The sequence below is a fragment of the Thiemannella venezuelensis genome, from assembly GCF_014203605.1.
Lineage (GTDB): Bacteria > Actinomycetota > Actinomycetes > Streptosporangiales > Streptosporangiaceae > Planomonospora_A > Planomonospora_A venezuelensis.
Genome location: NZ_JACHJJ010000010.1, coordinates 217,875 through 233,137 on the forward strand (window position 1 = coordinate 217,875; position 15,263 = coordinate 233,137).

General features: G+C 73.3%; 12 protein-coding genes. 7 read left to right on the forward strand and 5 right to left on the reverse strand.

The features are described from left to right. Nucleotides 1–47 precede the first annotated feature (47 nt). From FHS22_RS17230 to FHS22_RS17245, 4 genes are all read left to right on the forward strand, one after another. On the forward strand, nt 48–1,589 hold the full coding sequence (locus FHS22_RS17230) for an ABC transporter permease subunit (protein WP_377296320.1): 1,542 nt from the start codon (nt 48–50) through the stop codon (nt 1,587–1,589). Then, on the forward strand, nt 1,586–2,455 hold the full coding sequence (locus tag FHS22_RS17235; protein WP_184942845.1) for a sugar ABC transporter permease: 870 nt from the start codon (nt 1,586–1,588) through the stop codon (nt 2,453–2,455). Before FHS22_RS17230 ends, FHS22_RS17235 begins: the two co-directional genes overlap by 4 nt. 2 nt (nt 2,456–2,457) lie before the next feature. Next, complete coding sequence (locus tag FHS22_RS17240) at nt 2,458–4,284, forward strand: alpha-amylase family glycosyl hydrolase (RefSeq protein ID WP_184942847.1); 1,827 nt, start codon at nt 2,458–2,460, stop codon at nt 4,282–4,284. Between the two features lie 75 nt (nt 4,285–4,359). Then, nucleotides 4,360–5,145, forward strand: a complete 786-nt coding sequence (locus tag FHS22_RS17245; RefSeq protein WP_184942849.1) for an AAC(3) family N-acetyltransferase — start codon at nt 4,360–4,362, stop codon at nt 5,143–5,145. 315 nt (nt 5,146–5,460) lie between these two features. On the opposite strand, the gene FHS22_RS17250 is transcribed toward FHS22_RS17245, so the two are convergent. Continuing rightward, nucleotides 5,461–6,432 (reverse strand): helix-turn-helix transcriptional regulator, encoded by a 972-nt coding sequence (locus FHS22_RS17250; protein WP_184942851.1) that lies wholly within the window; start codon nt 6,430–6,432, stop codon nt 5,461–5,463. Between the two features lie 63 nt (nt 6,433–6,495). Here FHS22_RS17250 and FHS22_RS17255 point away from each other — a divergent pair, with 63 nt between their 5' ends. After that, entirely contained in the window at nt 6,496–7,641 is a 1,146-nt protein-coding gene (locus FHS22_RS17255; protein WP_184942852.1) for an epoxide hydrolase family protein, read from the forward strand. 105 nt (nt 7,642–7,746) lie between these two features. Here the strand turns inward: FHS22_RS17255 and FHS22_RS17260 are convergent, their stop codons facing one another. The 4 genes from FHS22_RS17260 to FHS22_RS17275 all read right to left on the reverse strand — a co-directional run bounded on the left by FHS22_RS17260 (nt 7,747) and on the right by FHS22_RS17275 (nt 13,275). Further along, complete coding sequence (locus FHS22_RS17260) at nt 7,747–9,462, reverse strand: ABC transporter ATP-binding protein (RefSeq protein WP_184942855.1); 1,716 nt, start codon at nt 9,460–9,462, stop codon at nt 7,747–7,749. After that, a complete protein-coding gene (locus tag FHS22_RS17265; RefSeq protein WP_260408004.1) occupies nt 9,459–11,306 on the reverse strand; it encodes an ABC transporter ATP-binding protein in 1,848 nt (615 codons plus the stop codon). The genes FHS22_RS17260 and FHS22_RS17265 overlap by 4 nt, the downstream gene beginning before the upstream one ends. A 74-nt stretch (nt 11,307–11,380) precedes the next feature. Next, nucleotides 11,381–11,809 carry a cupin gene (locus tag FHS22_RS17270; protein ID WP_184942859.1) on the reverse strand — a complete coding sequence of 143 codons (429 nt, stop codon included), beginning with the start codon at nt 11,807–11,809 and terminating at the stop codon, nt 11,381–11,383. A 47-nt stretch (nt 11,810–11,856) separates the two neighbouring features. Continuing rightward, on the reverse strand, nt 11,857–13,275 hold the full coding sequence (locus FHS22_RS17275) for an MFS transporter (protein WP_184942860.1): 1,419 nt from the start codon (nt 13,273–13,275) through the stop codon (nt 11,857–11,859). Between the two features lie 165 nt (nt 13,276–13,440). On the opposite strand from FHS22_RS17275, the gene FHS22_RS17280 reads away from it, so the two are divergent. After that, nucleotides 13,441–14,580 (forward strand): sensor histidine kinase, encoded by a 1,140-nt coding sequence (locus FHS22_RS17280; protein WP_184942862.1) that lies wholly within the window; start codon nt 13,441–13,443, stop codon nt 14,578–14,580. Continuing rightward, nucleotides 14,577–15,236, forward strand: coding sequence for a response regulator (locus FHS22_RS17285; RefSeq protein ID WP_184942864.1), 660 nt, complete (start codon nt 14,577–14,579; stop codon nt 15,234–15,236). The genes FHS22_RS17280 and FHS22_RS17285 overlap by 4 nt, the downstream gene beginning before the upstream one ends. The last annotated feature ends 27 nt before the right edge of the window (nt 15,237–15,263 follow it).

Sequence of the window (15,263 nt, forward strand, 5' to 3'; positions counted from 1 at the left end):
GGGACCGCCGGCCGCGGGCCGTACCGGACCGGCCCCGGGCGCTGGCCGTGCCGCCCGGAGGCTGGCCGGGGGGCGCGGGCGCGGTCGCGGCGCGGTTCCTCGCGCTGGGACTGATCGTCGCCGTCGCGCTCTGGGCCGTCGCCCCGCTCGCGTCGGCGGGGAACTGGACCGGGACGGCGATCGTCGCGGCCGTCACCGCCGCCGGCCTCTACGTCTACCTCACCCCGCGGCGGATGCCCGCCAAGTACCTGCTCCCCACCACGCTCCTGGTCCTGGCCTTCCAGGTCTTCCCCGTGGTCCACACGATGTCGCTGGCGCTGACCAACATCGGCGACGGCCACCTCGGCAGCAAGCAGGAGGCGATCACCGCGATCGAGACCTCCTCGGTCCGGCGGGAGCCCGGTTCGGCGGAGTACCGGCTCACCGTGGCCGAGCGCGACGGAGGGCTGGCCTTCCTGCTGGCCGCCGGAGGACGCGCCTACGCGGGCACCGCCGAGGGCCTGCGCCCGCTGGAGGGCGCCACGCTCGGTCCCGGCGGGCGGATCACCGCCGCCGACGGGTACACGGTGCTCACCTCCGCCCAGGCGTCCGCACGCAGCGCGGAGATCACCGAGCTGGCCGTGCCGGTCGAGGGCGGCGCCATCCGCAGCCAGGGCCTGTCGCGCGCCTACCAGGGCAGGGCGGAGCTGACCTACGACGCGGGATGCGACTGCGTCACCGGCTCCGGCTCCGGCTCCGGCCCGGAGAAGGCCTGGCGGGCCGACGAGGAGCAGGGCCGGTTCGTGGCCGCCGACGGCACCGCGCTGCCCCAGGGCTGGAAGGTCGACGTCGGCCTGGCCAACCTCGCCGCCGCCCTCACCGACCCGCGGATCAACGCCCACTTCCTCGGCGTCTTCGGCTGGAACCTGGTCTACGCCACCGCGGTGGTGGCGCTCACCGCCGCCCTCGGGATCGCGGTCGCGCTGGCGCTGCACCATCCCCGGATGCGCGCCGTACGGGCCTACCGGACACTGATCGTGCTGCCGTACGCGATGCCCGCCTTCGCGATGCTGCTGGTCTGGCGGGACATGTTCAACACCGACTTCGGCCTGGTCAACAGGGTTTTCGGGCTGGACGTCGACTGGCTCGGCGAGCCGTTCACCGCCCGCCTGTCGGTCCTGCTGGTCCAGCTCTGGCTGGGCTTCCCCTACATGTTCCTGATCGCCACCGGGGCGCTCCAGACGATCCCGGCGGAGTATCTGGAGGCGGCCCAGGTGGACGGGGCGACCGCCTGGCAGCGCTTCCGGAAGGTCACGCTCCCGCTGCTGATGCTGGCCCTGTCCCCGCTGATGGTCTCCTCGTTCGCCTTCAACTTCAACAACTTCAACGGCGTCTTCCTGGTCACCGCGGGCGGTCCGTTTCCGGCGGACAATCCCACCGTGGGCGCCACGGACCTGCTCATCACCTACACCTTCCGGCTGGCCTTCGGGCAGCAGGGCGCCCAGTACGGCCTGGCCTCGGCGATGTCCGTCTACGTCTACCTGATCGTCGCCGTCATCTCCATCGTCAGCTTCCGGCGCACCCGGGTCTTCCAGGAGGTGGACCGTTGAACCGTCGTCCCGGAGCCGCCGGGGGCGGGCGCGCGGGCGGGCTCGTCCTGCGGCACGCGGCGGCGGTCGCCGTCACCGCCTTCGCCCTCTTCCCCATCCTGTTCGTGGTCTCCGCCGCGCTCAACCCGCTCGGCACCCTCAGCTCGGCGACCCTGCTGCCCGGCGGCGCCGACCTGGGCAACGCCGCCGACCTGCTGACGACCACGCCCTTCCTGACGTGGTACGCCAACTCCGTCCTGATCGCCGGGCTCACCGCCGCCGCGTCGGTGGCGGTCTCGGCGGTCTCCGCCTACGCCTTCAGCCGCTTCCGCTTCGCCGGACGCCGGATCGGGCTGGTGGCGCTCCTGGTCATCCAGGCGTTCCCGCAGTTCCTGGCGATCGTCCCGCTGTACGTCATCTTCAGCGTGATCAGCGACAACTGGCCGGCCTTCGGCCTCAACAGCGTCTGGGGCGTCACCCTGCTCTACGTCGGCGGACAGGTCGGCGTGAACACCTGGCTGATCAAGGGCTTCTTCGACACCATCCCCAAGGAGCTCGACGACGCCATGCTCATCGACGGCTGCACCCCCGGCCAGGCGTTCCGCCGGGTGGTCCTGCCGCTGTCCGCGCCCGTCCTGGCGATCAGCGCACTGCTCGTCTTCATCGCGACGATCAACGAGTTCCTCGTCGCCAGCGTCTTCCTCACCGGCGACGACTCCCGCACCCTCGCGGTCGGCCTGTTCAGCCTCCTGGCCGACCAGCGCAACGCCAACTTCGGCATGTTCGCCGTGGGCACCCTGCTCACCGCGGTTCCGACCGTCGCCGTCTTCCAGTTCCTGCAGAGATACATCGTCCACGGGCTCACCGCGGGCGCAGTGAAAGGTTGATCATGATCGATCGGGGATTCCACCACGACGGCTCGGCCGACCACGTCAGCACCCTCGCCCCCGAACCGGGCGAGACGGTGACGGTGTTCGTCCGCACCCCGCGCGAGCACCGCTCGGGCGTGTACGTCCGCACCACGCCCGACGGCGAGCCGCACTTCACCGAGGCGGTGGTCGACCGGGAGACCGAGCACGAGCTCTGGTGGCGGGCCGACGTGGTGGCCCGCAACCCCGTCACCCGCTACCGCTTCCTGCTCACCGGTTCCGGTTCCGGTTCCGGCTCCGGCTCCGCGGGAGGCGCCGGGAACCCGCCCGGCTACCGCTGGCTCACCGCGAGCGGCCTGGTCGCCCATGACGTGCCCGACGCGACCGACTTCAGGCTGGTCACCCACGCCGCTCCGCCCGCCTGGGCCGCCGCGAGCACGGTCTACCAGATCTTCCCCGACCGGTTCGCCTCCTCCGGCGCCCGCCGGGAGACGCCGGAGTGGGCGATCCCGTGCGACTGGGACGACCCGGTCGCCGGCACCGGCCCGTCCACCCCCCGGCAGCTGTTCGGCGGCGACCTGGACGGAATCCGCTCCCGGCTCGGACACGTCGCCGGCCTCGGGGCCGACACCCTCTACCTCACGCCTGTCTTCCCCGCCGCCTCCAACCACCGCTACAACGCGAGCTCCTTCGCCGAGGCCGACCCCCTGCTCGGCGGCGACGCCGCCTACCGCGCGCTGATCGACGACGCCCACCGGCGCGGCATGCGCGTCCTGGGCGACCTCACCACCAACCACTGCGGCGACATCCACCCCTGGTTCCGGGCCGCGCTGAAGGACAAGGACGCCCCCGAGCGGGAGATGTTCTTCTTCACCGACGGCGACCTCGGCTACGAGGCGTGGATGGGCGTGCCGTCCCTGCCCAAGCTCGACTGGTCCAGCGAGCGGCTGGCCGCCGCCATGGAGGAGGTGGTCCGGCACTGGCTCCGCTTCGGCCTGGACGGCTGGCGCATCGACGTGGCCAACATGACGGGCCGCCTGCGCGGCTCCGACCTGACCCGCGAGGTGGCCCGCAGGATCCGCCGGGCGGTCGCCGCGGAGAGGCCGGACGGGCTGCTGGTCGCCGAGCACGCCCACGACGCCACCGGCGACCTCGACGCCGACGGCTGGCAGGGCACCATGAACTACGCCGGGTTCACCCGGCCGGTGTGGAGCTGGCTGCGCGGCCCCGAGGTCCGGCTGCCGTTCCTCGGCGTCCCGGCCGAGGTGCCCAGGATCGGCGGCGGCGACGCGGTGGCGACCATGCGGGCCTTCTCCGGCCACATGTCGTGGCGCGCGCTGACGCACTCCTGGTCCATCCTCGGCTCCCACGACACCGCCAGGATCCGCACCGTCTGCGGCGACCCCGCCCTGGTCGAGGTCGCCGCCGGGCTGATGTTCACGCTGCCCGGCACGCCCATGGTGTTCGCCGGCGACGAGCTGGGCCTGGAGGGCTCCTGGGGCGAGGACGCCCGCCGTACGATGCCGTGGGAGCACCCGCAGGCGTGGGACACCCGCACGCTCGGCGCCTACCGCGACCTGATCGCCCTGCGCCGCGGGGAGCCCGCCCTGACCGGGGGCGGCCTGCGCTGGCTGCACGTCTCCGACGACGCCGTGGCCTACCTGCGCGAGCGCGCGGGCGAGCGCCTCCTCGTCCTCGCCGCCCGCGCCGCCCACCCGCCCGTACGGCTCCCGCTCGGCTCCGCCGCCACCGCCCTGTACGGCGAAGCCGACCTGGCCCCGGACGCCGAAGGCGTCCTCACCCTGCCCGCCGACGGCCCCGCCTTCCATGTCTGGCGTCTGGGGTAGGGCCGTGGACGCACCGCCGCCCGGAGCCCGGGAGGGCACGGACCCGTTGAAGACCGGCGCGACCGGGAGGGGATCATGGGCCTGTCGACGATCGGCGACCTGGTGACCGGGCTGCGCTCGCTCGGCGTGGCGGAGGGCGACGTCCTGCTCGTGCACTGCTCGCTCTCCCGGCTCGGCCACGTCGCCGGCGGCGCCGGGGCCGTCGTGCTCGCCCTGCGCGAGGCCGTGGGGGAGGGCGGGACCCTGGTCGTGCCCGCCCAGTCGTGGCAGCTGTGCGACCCGGCCTACCTCGCCGATCCGGCCGTGCCCGAGGCGTGGTGGGAGACGATCCGCTCGGCCACGCCCCCCTACGACCCGGCCTGGACGCCGTCCCGCTCGATGGGCGCGGTCGCCGAGGCGCTGCGCACCATGCCCGGCGCCCGGCGCAGCGGCCACCCGCACCGCTCGTTCGCCGCGTGGGGACGGCACGCCGCGGCCGTCACGGCCCGGCACGATCTCGACGACCCGGTGGGCGAGGGCTCGCCCCTGTCGGCGGTCCACGACCTCGACGGCCGGGTGCTGCTGCTCGGCGTCGGGCACGAGAAGAACACCTCGCTCCACCTGGCGGAGGCCCGCACCGGCCTGCCCCGGGAGCGGGTCCCCAACGGCGCGCCCCTGCTCATCGGCGGGGAGCGCCGCTGGGTCCGCTTCACCGAGCCCGCCGTCGACGACGCCGACTTCGCCGCGGCGGGCGCGGCGTTCGCCGGGACCGGCGGAGTACGGCAGGGCGCGATCGGCGCCGCGACCGCCCTGCTGATGAGCCAGCGCGACCTCGTCGGCTTCGCCGCTCCCTGGTTCCGCGCCCACCGCACGGTCCGGTAGCGCCGGAACACCTCTGACCGACTGCTGCGCTCAGGTGACCGGTGAAGGGGACGGGGCGACCGGTGAACATGTGAATCGCCGAGTCCGCCCGGCATCGGCGGAACTCCGATACGATCACCGATGCCATCGAACGAGCCAAGGTCGGGGATGATGCAGGTGAGGAGCCGCGACGGCGCGGCGCAGGGCGGCTCCCCCTGGACCTGGTCGGATGAGCGGCCGATCCTTCACCGGGTTGTTCGTCGCCGGACATCGGACATGCCGCTGGCTGATCTCGTCGAGTCCCTGTTCGTCGACAGACGCGGTCGCCGATACCACTCATGACCGGGACTCGGGCCGGGCGGGTGCGGCGGTGGCGAGACGGGTGGCGAGGGCGCGGATGCGGTCGACGAGCTCGGGCGGCTCGTGCACTTCGAAGGCGATGCCCGTCAGCGCGACCCAGACGGCGAGCTCGTCGAGGTCGTTCGCGCCGGTGGACAGCGTGCAGGACCGCTCGTCGATCGGCTCGATCGTCCCCGCCGTGGGCGGCATGTGCTCGGCGACGACCTCGGCCGGGGCGTGCATCGTGAAGCGGCCCCGGTACCGGTAGGGCGCGCCGGAGATCGACCGGGACATGTAGGCCACCAGGTCGGAGTCGGGCGGGTCGCGGGGGACGAACCGCGGCCCGTTCGGCGTCCGCAGGTCCAGGCGGTCGACCCGGTAGGTGCGCCAGCCGGCCCGGCCGGTGTCCCAGCCCAGCAGGTACCAGTGCCGCCCCGAGTGGACGAGCCGGTACGGCTCGGCGGCGCGGACGCTCTCCTGCCCGTCGTGCGCCCGGTAGTCGAACCGCAGGGTCTCACGGTCGCGGCAGGCGGTGGCGATCGCGGTCAGGGACGCCGGGTCCACCGCCGAACCCGCCCGCCCCATCGGCACGGTCATCGACTGCAGCGCGTGCACGCGATGCCGGAGCCGGGACGGCAGCACCCGCTCCAGCTTGGCCAGCGCCCGCACGGAGGTCTCCTCGATCCCCGACACCGAGCCCCCGGCCGCCGTCCGCAGCCCCACCGCGACCGCCACCGCCTCGTCGTCGTCCAGCAGGAGCGGAGGCAGGTCCGTGCCCGCGCCGAGCCGGTAGCCGGGCGCGCCCGCGGTGGCGTGCACGGGGTAGCCGAGCTCGCGCAGCCGCCCGACGTCGCGGCGGACGGTCCGCGCGGTCACGCCGAGCCGCTCCGCCAGCTCCGCCCCCGACCAGTCACGGTGGGTCTGCAGCAGTGAGAGCAGTCTGAGCAGACGGGCCGAGGTCTCCAGCATGCTCTCCAGATTGCCCTATCCCTAGGACCGTCCCTGTCCTAGCCCATCCCTAGCGTGTTCTGCATGACGTTCACCACGGAGATCAGCCCGTTCCGCATCGACATCCCGCAGGCCGCCCTCGACGACCTGCACGACCGGCTGGCCCGCACCCTCTGGCCCGACGAGCTGCCCGGCGTCGGCTGGTCGTACGGCATCCCGGTCTCGTACGTCCGGGAACTGGCCGAGTACTGGCGCAGCGGATACGACTGGCGCAAGCACGAGGCGGCGCTCAACGAGTACCCGCAGTTCACCACCGAGATCGACGGCCAGAACATCCACTTCCTGCACGTGCGGTCCCCCGAGCCGGACGCGCTGCCGCTGGTCCTCACCCACGGCTGGCCCGGCTCGGTCGCCGAGTTCATGAAGGTCGTCGGCCCGCTCACCGACCCCCGCGCCCACGGCGGCGATCCCGCCGACGCCTTCCATGTCGTCGCCCCGTCCATCCCCGGCTTCGCTTTCTCCGGGCCCACCCGCGAGACCGGCTGGGACCTGCACCGGGTCGCCCGCGCGTGGGCCGAGCTGATGAGCCGCCTCGGCTACGAGCGTTACGGCGCCCAGGGCGGCGACACCGGCTCGGTCGTCTCCCCAGAGCTCGGCCGCGTCGCCCCCGACCGGGTGATCGGCGTGCACGTCAACGGCGCGCTCGGCTTCCCGTCCTTCGACCCGGCCGAGACGGAGGGCCTCACCGAGACCGAGCAGGCCCGCATGCGGCTCTACGCCGACGACGACCGATCCGGCTACGCGGTCATCCAGGCCACCCGGCCGCAGACCGTCGCCTTCGGCCTGCACGACTCTCCCGCCGCCCAGCTGGCCTGGATCGCGGAGAAGTTCAAGGAGTGGACCGACCCCGCGCACGACCTGCCCGAAGACGCGGTCGATCGCGACCAGATGCTCACCGACGTGACGATCTACTGGCTGACCCGCACCGCCGCCTCGTCCGCCCGGCTCTACAAGGAGAGCTCGGCGCAGTGGGGGATGCCGGTCGAGCGCTCGGAGGTCCCGCACGGAGTCGCGGTCTTCCCCGGCGACGGCGGAGTCCGGCGTGTCGCCGAACGCGAGCACAATGTGATCCACTGGTCGGAGTTCGACCGGGGCGGTCACTTCGCCGCCATGGAGGCCCCCGACCTGCTGGTCGACGACGTCCGGGCGTTCTTCCGCAAGGTCCGCTGACCGGAGGCACCGCCTGGCGGCGCCCGGAGGGGCGGAGCGGGCCGCGCCGGCGTCCGCCGAGGAGGCGGGACGGTCCCGCGGCAGAGGATCAGACGACATGCCGGCTCATTCGCTCGCCGCCGGTGCCATGGAGACGTTCCAGAAATCGGCGTAGCGGCCGCCGCGGCGCAGCAGCTCGTCGTGGCCGCCCTCCTCCACGATCCGGCCGCCGTCCAGGAAGACGATGCGATCGGCGCGCCGGACGGTGCGCATGCGATGCGCGACCATCACCACCGTCCGGCCCGCCATCAGGCGCTCGATGCCCTCGTGGACGGCCGCCTCGTTCACCGGGTCCAGGGCGGAGGTCACCTCGTCCAGCAGCACGATGGGCGCGTTCTTCAGCAGCGCCCGCGCGATCGAGACCCGCTGGCGCTCACCGCCCGACAGCAGGGCGCCGCCCTCGCCGACATTCGCCGCCCACCCGCCGGGCAGCCGCTCGATCACCTCGTCCAGCCGCGCCGCGGCCGCCGCCGCCCGCACCTCGGCCTCACCGGCGTCGGGACGGCCGAGACGCACGTTCTCCTCGATCGTGCCGTCGAAGAGATAGACCTCCTGGAAGACGATGGCGATCTGCTCCATCAGCACCTCGGTGCCGATGGCACGCACGTCCGCACCTCCCACGCGCACCACGCCCGCGTCCACGTCGTAGAACCGCGCGATCAACTGCAGCAGGGTGCTCTTGCCCGCCCCCGACGGCCCGACGACGGCGAGCCGCTCTCCCTCCGGCACCGACAACGACAGGCCGTCGATCACGGTGCGGCGGCCGTGCCGGAAGACGACGGACTCGAACTCCAGGCCACGGCCCACAGGCCGGACCGGTTCGGGGGCTTCCGGTAGCGGCTCGGTGCGCAGCACCGCGTCGAGTCCGGCCAGCTCGGAACGGGCGCCGCGGATCTTGCCCGCGATGTCCGAGAGCACCAGCAGCGGATCGGCGCAGCGGGCGGCCAGCACCAGGATCGACAGGACCTCCGCCGCGCCGGCGCTCCCGCCGAGCGCGAGGTGGGCGCCCAGGACCAGTAGCACGGTGAACACCGCCTGCACCGTGAGCGTCAGGCCCACCACACCGGGCAGTGCCGACAGCAGCGTACGGCGGTACGCGCGCTGGAGGCCGCGCAGCGAGTCGTCCAGCAGCCGGAAGCGTTCGGCGGTCCGGCCGCCGACGCGCAGCATCGGCTGGGCCTGGAGGTATTCGACGACCCGCCCGGCGGCTTCCCTGTCGCGGTCGTGGCGCTCCGCGTCGGCGGCGGCCGTCGAGCGTCCCGCCCAGATCTGGATCGCCGCCACGACCGGGGCGGCGGCCAGCGCGGCCAGGCCCAGCTGCCAGTTGAAGGCGATCATCACGGCGACGATCGTCAGGGGGGTCACGCAGGCGGAGACGAACGGCGCCAGCAGGTGCGCGATCACGCTCATCGCCTGCAGGACGCCCTGCCCGGCCAGGACCGAGACCTCCCCGACGCGGCGTGCGTCGTACCAGCCGACGGGCAGCCGGGCCAGATGGTCGCCGAGCCGGTGGTACATGCCGCGCAGCAGCGTGGTCCCGACGAGGAAACCGGACAGATCGCTGCGATAGCGCAGCACCGCGTAGACGGCGACCGCGGCGCCGAACGCGACCAGCCAGGGCCAGGCGTCGGCGGGCGTGCTCCCGAACAGCGCCCGCAGCACCGGCACCAGCAGCGCGCAGGACAGGCCCTCGGCCACTGCGGTCATCGTCATCAGGGCCACGGTGCGGCGCACCGGCCGGGCGTACTCGTGTCCGAGCACGCGCAGCAGCATCCGGATCATCGGGACTCCTCTTCTCGTCGTACGCCGCCAGGGGTTCCGGTCTCGTCGGCGGCCGCCGGCCGGTGGGACCGCCAGAACGCGGCGAACGCTCCGTTCCGTGCCAGCAGTTCGGCGGGCCTGCCGTACTCGGCGATCGCGCCGTCCTTCAGCACCACGACGGCGTCGGCGTCGGCGACGGTCTCCGGACGATGGGCGATGACCAGGACCGTGCGATCGCCTCCCAGCGTCGTCAGGGCCCGGCGCACCGCCTGCTCGGTCTGCGGGTCGGCGAAGGAGGTCGCCTCGTCGAGCACCAGGACGGGTGCGTCGGCCAGCAGCGCGCGTGCGAGCGAGATCCGCTGCGCCTCGCCGCCGGACAGTCCGGTCTCTTCACCGATCACCGTCTCGTATCCGCGCGGCAGCTCGAGAATCCGATCATGGATGTTCGCCAGCCGGGCGGCGCGCACCACGTCGTCGCGGCCGGCCTGCGGCACCGCCAGCGCGATGTTGTCCGCGACCGACGCGCGCAGCAGGCGGACGTCCTGGAAGACGAAGGAGACCGTCCGGTAGAGCTCCCGGCTGCCGATCTCGCGCAGGTCGGCACCGCCCAGCACGACCGAGCCGCGGGTCGGGTCGAAGAACCGCGGCAGCAACTGCGCCAGCGTGGACTTCCCGCTCCCCGACGGCCCGACGATCGCGGTGACCGTCCCCGGTTCGAGGACCAGGTCGATCCCCCGCAGTACCTCGTGGTCGTCTTCGTGCTCCTCGCGCCTGCGGCGTTCGTCGACAAGCTCGATCGGCCCGGGAGTGCGAGCGGGCTCGCACTCCTCTCGCCCCACCCGCTCGTAGCCGAAACGGACGCCGCGCAGTTCCACCCGGTGACCCCGCGGCACGACCGGGTGCGCGGGCTCCGGCAGCGGCGGCACCCCGAGCACGTCCCTGATCCGGCCGACCGCGCGCCGGGCGGCCTGCGTCTCGTCGAAGCCGTGGCCCAGGGCCGCCACCGGAGCGGTCAGGCCCAGCCCGAGCAGCAGGAAGGGCAGCAGGTCCGCCGGGGCCAGGCCGCCGGACGTGATCAGAGCCGCGCCGCCGGTCAGCACGACCAGCAGCACGAACGGCGGTGACAGCGCCACCTGCATCCCGGCGCCGATCCCGGCGATCCCGCGCACCATCCGGAGGAAGACGCCGACGAAGTCGTCCACGGCGGTGACGAACCTGCGGTGGGCGCGCCCGGATCCACCGAACGCCTTGACCACCGCGATGCCCTGCACGAACTCGACGACGGAGCTCGCGATCCGGCCCATGGCCGCGTCGAACTGCTTCTGCTCGCGCAGCCGGGACGGGGTCATCATCAGGGGGACCAGCGCCACCGCCGCCACCACCGGGATCAGCGTGACCAGCGTGAGCCGCCAGTCGACGCCGAACAGGTAGATCAGCGACACCAGCGGCACCACGAACGCGGAGACGAGCTCACCGGGGGTGTGGGCGATGAACGGGTGCACGGCGCTCACGTCGTCTCCGACCACCTTCGCCAGCTCGCCGGTCCGGCGGTGGGAGAACCAGCCGATCGGCACCCGCCCCAGGTGCGCGGCCAGCCGGCGGCGGAAGGACAGTTGCACCCGGCCGTCGAGGACATGCCCGATTCCGGACGACGCGGCCGTGAACAGCAGCCGGACGAACAGGCCGGCCGCACCCGCGGTCACGACCGTCCAGACGTGACCGTGGTCGACCGGGCCGGGCGACAGCAGGGTTCGGCCCAGCTCGACGACCGCCAGCAGCGGCGCCAGACCCGCGACGGCGCCGATCACCTGCAGGATCACGACGGCGGCGAACCCCCATCCGTAAGGGCGGAGCAGCCGTGCCATGCTCGGTCCCACCGTGGAATCGGCATCCGGTGGTGCGGTGGACCGTACTCCGGCCTCGGCGAGTCCGGTGGTGGTCATCGCTCGCCGCCCCCGCCCGCCTCTTCGCGGCCGATGCACGTTCCGGTCCGCTTCTCCAGCCGGCTGCCACGCGGCAGGGTGACGGCCAGGATGTTGCTGGGGGTGTCCAGCTCGATGCGGTGCCATCGCCCGCGCGGGACGATGGCCGCGGTTCCGGCCACCAGCCTGATCTCTTCCTCCTCCCGCCCCGGCGGCTCCGGACGGAGGTAGAGGCGGATGATCCCGATGAGGCAGGACACGACCGTCTCGGCCTCGGGGTGGACCTCCCAGTGGTCGGCGTGGACGTCGGCGTCGGTCTTCGCATGGAAGGCCGCCAGCCGCCAGCCGTCCCGGCCGGGGTCCGGCGCTCTTCGCCCGGCGTGGATCTCGCCGTTCCGGTGAAGGTGGACGAAGGATGTGAAGAGATCGATCGGGGTCACGGGCATGCCGGAACGGCCTTCCTGTAGTGATCTTGAAACGGGCGGGTCGCCGGTCAGCCCCGTGCCGGCGGGCCGGTACGGCGCAGCACGGTGATGGCGACGAGGACGGCGGCCACCAGGAGCACGGCGCCGAGACTCAGGCCGAGCGCGTATCCGTCGTTGAGGGTCTCGGGTGTGGCGGTCCGGCCGGTGCGGTTCTGCGCCACGGTGCCGAGGACGGCCAGACCGAGCGAGGCGCCGATCTGGCGCGAACTGCTGAGCAGGCCCGAGGCGGTTCCGGTCTCGTGGGGCGCGACGCCGGCGGTGGCGGTGGAGACGACCGGTCCGAGGCAGAGCCCGAAACCGGCGCCGGCGACGATCGAGGGCCCCAGGACGTCGGCGAGGAAGGAGCCGTCCGCGCTGATCAGGCCGGACCAGGCGAACCCGGCCGCGGTCAGCAGCCCGCCGACGACCATGAGCGTCCGCGGCGCGAGACGGTAGCCGAGCTTGACGGCGAGCACCGAGCCGGCGATCACGCTGAGGGCGAGCGGCAGGAACTCGATCCCGGTCAGGGCCGGCCCGGTCCCGAGCACGCGTTGCAGGTACAGGGACAGGAAGTAGAAGGCCGAGGCCAGGGCCGCCCCGACCAGGAGGTTGTAGGCGTTCGCGCCGGCGACCGAGCGGTTGGCGAACAGGCCGAGCCGGATCAGCGGTTCGCGGGTGGTGGTCCGCTCGACGTGGACGAACGCGGCCAGCAGCGCGGCGGCGACCGCCAGGGTCGTCACGGTGGCGGGCGAAGTCCACGCGTACTGGTCGGTGCGGACGACGCCGAACACCAGAAGGGTCATGCCCGCGGTGGCCAGGACGGCGCCGAGGACGTCCGGGCGGTCGCCGCGAACCGGGGGCGGGCCGGAGGCGACCCGCCAGGCCAGAGCCAGCGCGCACGCGGCCATCGGCGCGCTCACGAACATCACCCAGCGCCAGCCGGCGTACTCGGTGAGCAGTCCGCCGATCAGGACCCCGAAGGCGCCTCCGGCGGCGTTCGTCGCGCTCCAGACTCCGATGGCCCGCACGCGCGGTCTGCCCGTGGGGAACGTCGTGGTCAGCAGCGCCAGCGCGGCCGGAGCCAGCGCGGCGGCTCCGATGCCCTGCGCGGCACGGGCGGCGACCAGCTGACCGGGTTCCTGGGCGAACCCGCCGGCGAGCGAGGCGAGACCGAACAGGCCGAGCCCGAACAGCAGGACCGGCTTGCGGCCGTACCGGTCGGCGGCCTTGCCTCCCAGGAGCAGCAGCCCGCCGAAAGTGAGCGCGTAGGCGTGGATCACCCAGGTCAGGCCCACCGCGCCGAAGCCGAGGCCGGCGGCGATCTGCGGGAGGCCGACGTTCACGACCGACAGGTCCAGCGACACCATGAACTGCACGACGGCCACCGCGGCGAGGGTGAGTCCCGGGCTCGCATGGTGGAGACCGTTCTTGACGTGGATCGTGTGCATGCCGGACATCGTGGTATTCGACCTGGCCGACGGTCGTCATGCCCAGGAAGACTCCTCCGGCTGATACCTGGGAAGCAGGATCGGTCCTACTACATCGTGGGGAGTAGTGATTTATTACGACCTGCTGCGGACGCCCTCCGGCGGAAAAGATCGTAATCTGCACAGATGAGTTCTATGGACCGGCGGCTACTCGCCCGGGACGGTCTGCTCGCCGCGGTGATGGCCGTCCTGCTGTCGGCCATCGTGTTCGGCACGCCGCGCGCGGGCGCGGTGGACGTCGCCGCCGTCCTCGCCGGCTCGCTCGTGCTCGTCGCCTGGTGGCGGGCGCCTCTGGTGTCGCTGCTCGTGAGCACGGCCTGCATGCTCGTGGTCACGGCGCACATCCAGCCGGGTCCACCGGCCGCCTTCCCCGTGCTGGTGTCGGTGTTCGCCGCGGTCCGGGCCGGCCACCGGCTGGCCGCGGCGCTGGCGGGCGTGGTCTTCCTCGGTACCGACCTGGCGGCGGGCCTTCCCGGCGCCGGCGGGGCCGTACAGGTTCTCCAGAACACCTCGCTGCTGGTCGGCTGGTTCGTGGCGGCCGGCGTGGCGGCGACGGTGACCCGGCACCGGCAGGCGTACCTGGAGGAGGCCGAGCAGCGGGCCGCCGAGGCCGAGCGCACCCGTGAGGAGACGGCCCGGCGCCGTGCGGGGGAGGAGCGGCTGCGCATCGCCAGGGAACTGCACGACTCGCTCACCCACAGCATCTCGATCATCAAGGTCCAGGCCGGGGTGGCCGTCCACCTGGCACGCAAGCGCGGCGAGGACGTCCCCTCCGCGCTGCTGGCCATCCAGGAGGCCAGCGGCGACGCCATGCGCGAACTGCGCGCCACCCTGGAGGTGCTGCGCGAGCCCGGCCACTCCGACGGCGAGGCCGCGGCCAGCGGCCTCGACCGGCTCGGCGACCTGGTGGAGCGGGCCCGCTCGACCGGGCTGCCGGCCACGGTGACGATCTCCGGTGCACGGCGGGGACTGCCGGCCGAGGTCGACCGGGCCGCGTACCGGATCGTCCAGGAAGCGCTCACCAACGTCTCCCGGCACGCCGGCGGGGCGGCCGCGGCGGTGCGGATCGACTACGCGGACGGGGAACTGGTCGTGCAGGTCGACGACGACGGCAGGGCCGACCCGGACGCGCCGCCCGTACCCGGCACGGGCCTGCTCGGCATGCGCGAGCGCGTCACGGCGCTCGGCGGCCGGCTGCGGGCCGGACCCCGCCCCGGGGGCGGGTTCACCGTACGCGCCGAGCTTCCCCTCGGAGAACCATCGTGATCCGCGTGCTGCTCGTGGACGACCAGGCGCTCATCCGCGGCGGCTTCCGGGCCCTGCTGGAGATCGAGGACGACATCGAGGTGGTGGCCGAGGCCGCGAACGGCGAGCAGGGCGTCGCGCTCGCCCGCGAGCAACGGCCCGACGTCGCTCTCGTCGACATCCAGATGCCGGTGATGGACGGCATCGAGGCGACCAGGCTGATCGCCGCCGACGAGCGGCTGAGCGGCGTCCACGTCGTGATCCTCACCAACTACGGCCTCGACGAGTACGTCTTCAACGCGCTCCGCGCCGGCGCCTGCGGCTTCATGCTCAAGGACACCGAGCCCGCCGACCTGCTGCAGGGCGTCAGGGTCGCGGCCCGCGGCGACGCGCTGCTGTCCCCGGCGATCACCCGCCGCCTGATCGGCGAGTACGTCGCCCGCCGCCCCGAGTCCGCGCCCGAAGGGCTCGACGTGCTGACCAACCGGGAGCGCGAGGTCACCGCCCTGGTGGCCCGAGGCCTGTCCAACGACGAGATCGCCGCCCACATGGTGATCAGCCCGGCTACCGCGAAGACGCACGTCAGCAGGGCGATGACCAAGCTGCGGGCCCGTGACCGCGCCCAGCTCGTGGTGTTCGCCTACGAGTCCGGCCTCGTCACCCCGAGGCGCGGCTGATCGCGTGCCGCCCGGCCGAGCGCATGA

Excerpts from the sequence above, each read along its gene's own strand:
- FHS22_RS17255 (WP_184942852.1), top strand. The coding sequence starts at position 6,496 with ATGACGTTCACCACGGAGATCAGCCCGTTCCGCATCGACATCCCGCAG.
- FHS22_RS17250 (WP_184942851.1), bottom strand. The coding sequence starts at position 6,432 with ATGCTGGAGACCTCGGCCCGTCTGCTCAGACTGCTCTCACTGCTGCAG.
- FHS22_RS17245 (WP_184942849.1), top strand. The coding sequence starts at position 4,360 with ATGGGCCTGTCGACGATCGGCGACCTGGTGACCGGGCTGCGCTCGCTC.
- FHS22_RS17270 (WP_184942859.1), bottom strand. The coding sequence starts at position 11,809 with ATGCCCGTGACCCCGATCGATCTCTTCACATCCTTCGTCCACCTTCAC.
- FHS22_RS17240 (WP_184942847.1), top strand. The coding sequence starts at position 2,458 with ATGATCGATCGGGGATTCCACCACGACGGCTCGGCCGACCACGTCAGC.
- FHS22_RS17280 (WP_184942862.1), top strand. The coding sequence starts at position 13,441 with ATGAGTTCTATGGACCGGCGGCTACTCGCCCGGGACGGTCTGCTCGCC.
- FHS22_RS17265 (WP_260408004.1), bottom strand. The coding sequence starts at position 11,306 with ATGGCACGGCTGCTCCGCCCTTACGGATGGGGGTTCGCCGCCGTCGTG.
- FHS22_RS17260 (WP_184942855.1), bottom strand. The coding sequence starts at position 9,462 with ATGATCCGGATGCTGCTGCGCGTGCTCGGACACGAGTACGCCCGGCCG.
- FHS22_RS17275 (WP_184942860.1), bottom strand. The coding sequence starts at position 13,275 with ATGCACACGATCCACGTCAAGAACGGTCTCCACCATGCGAGCCCGGGA.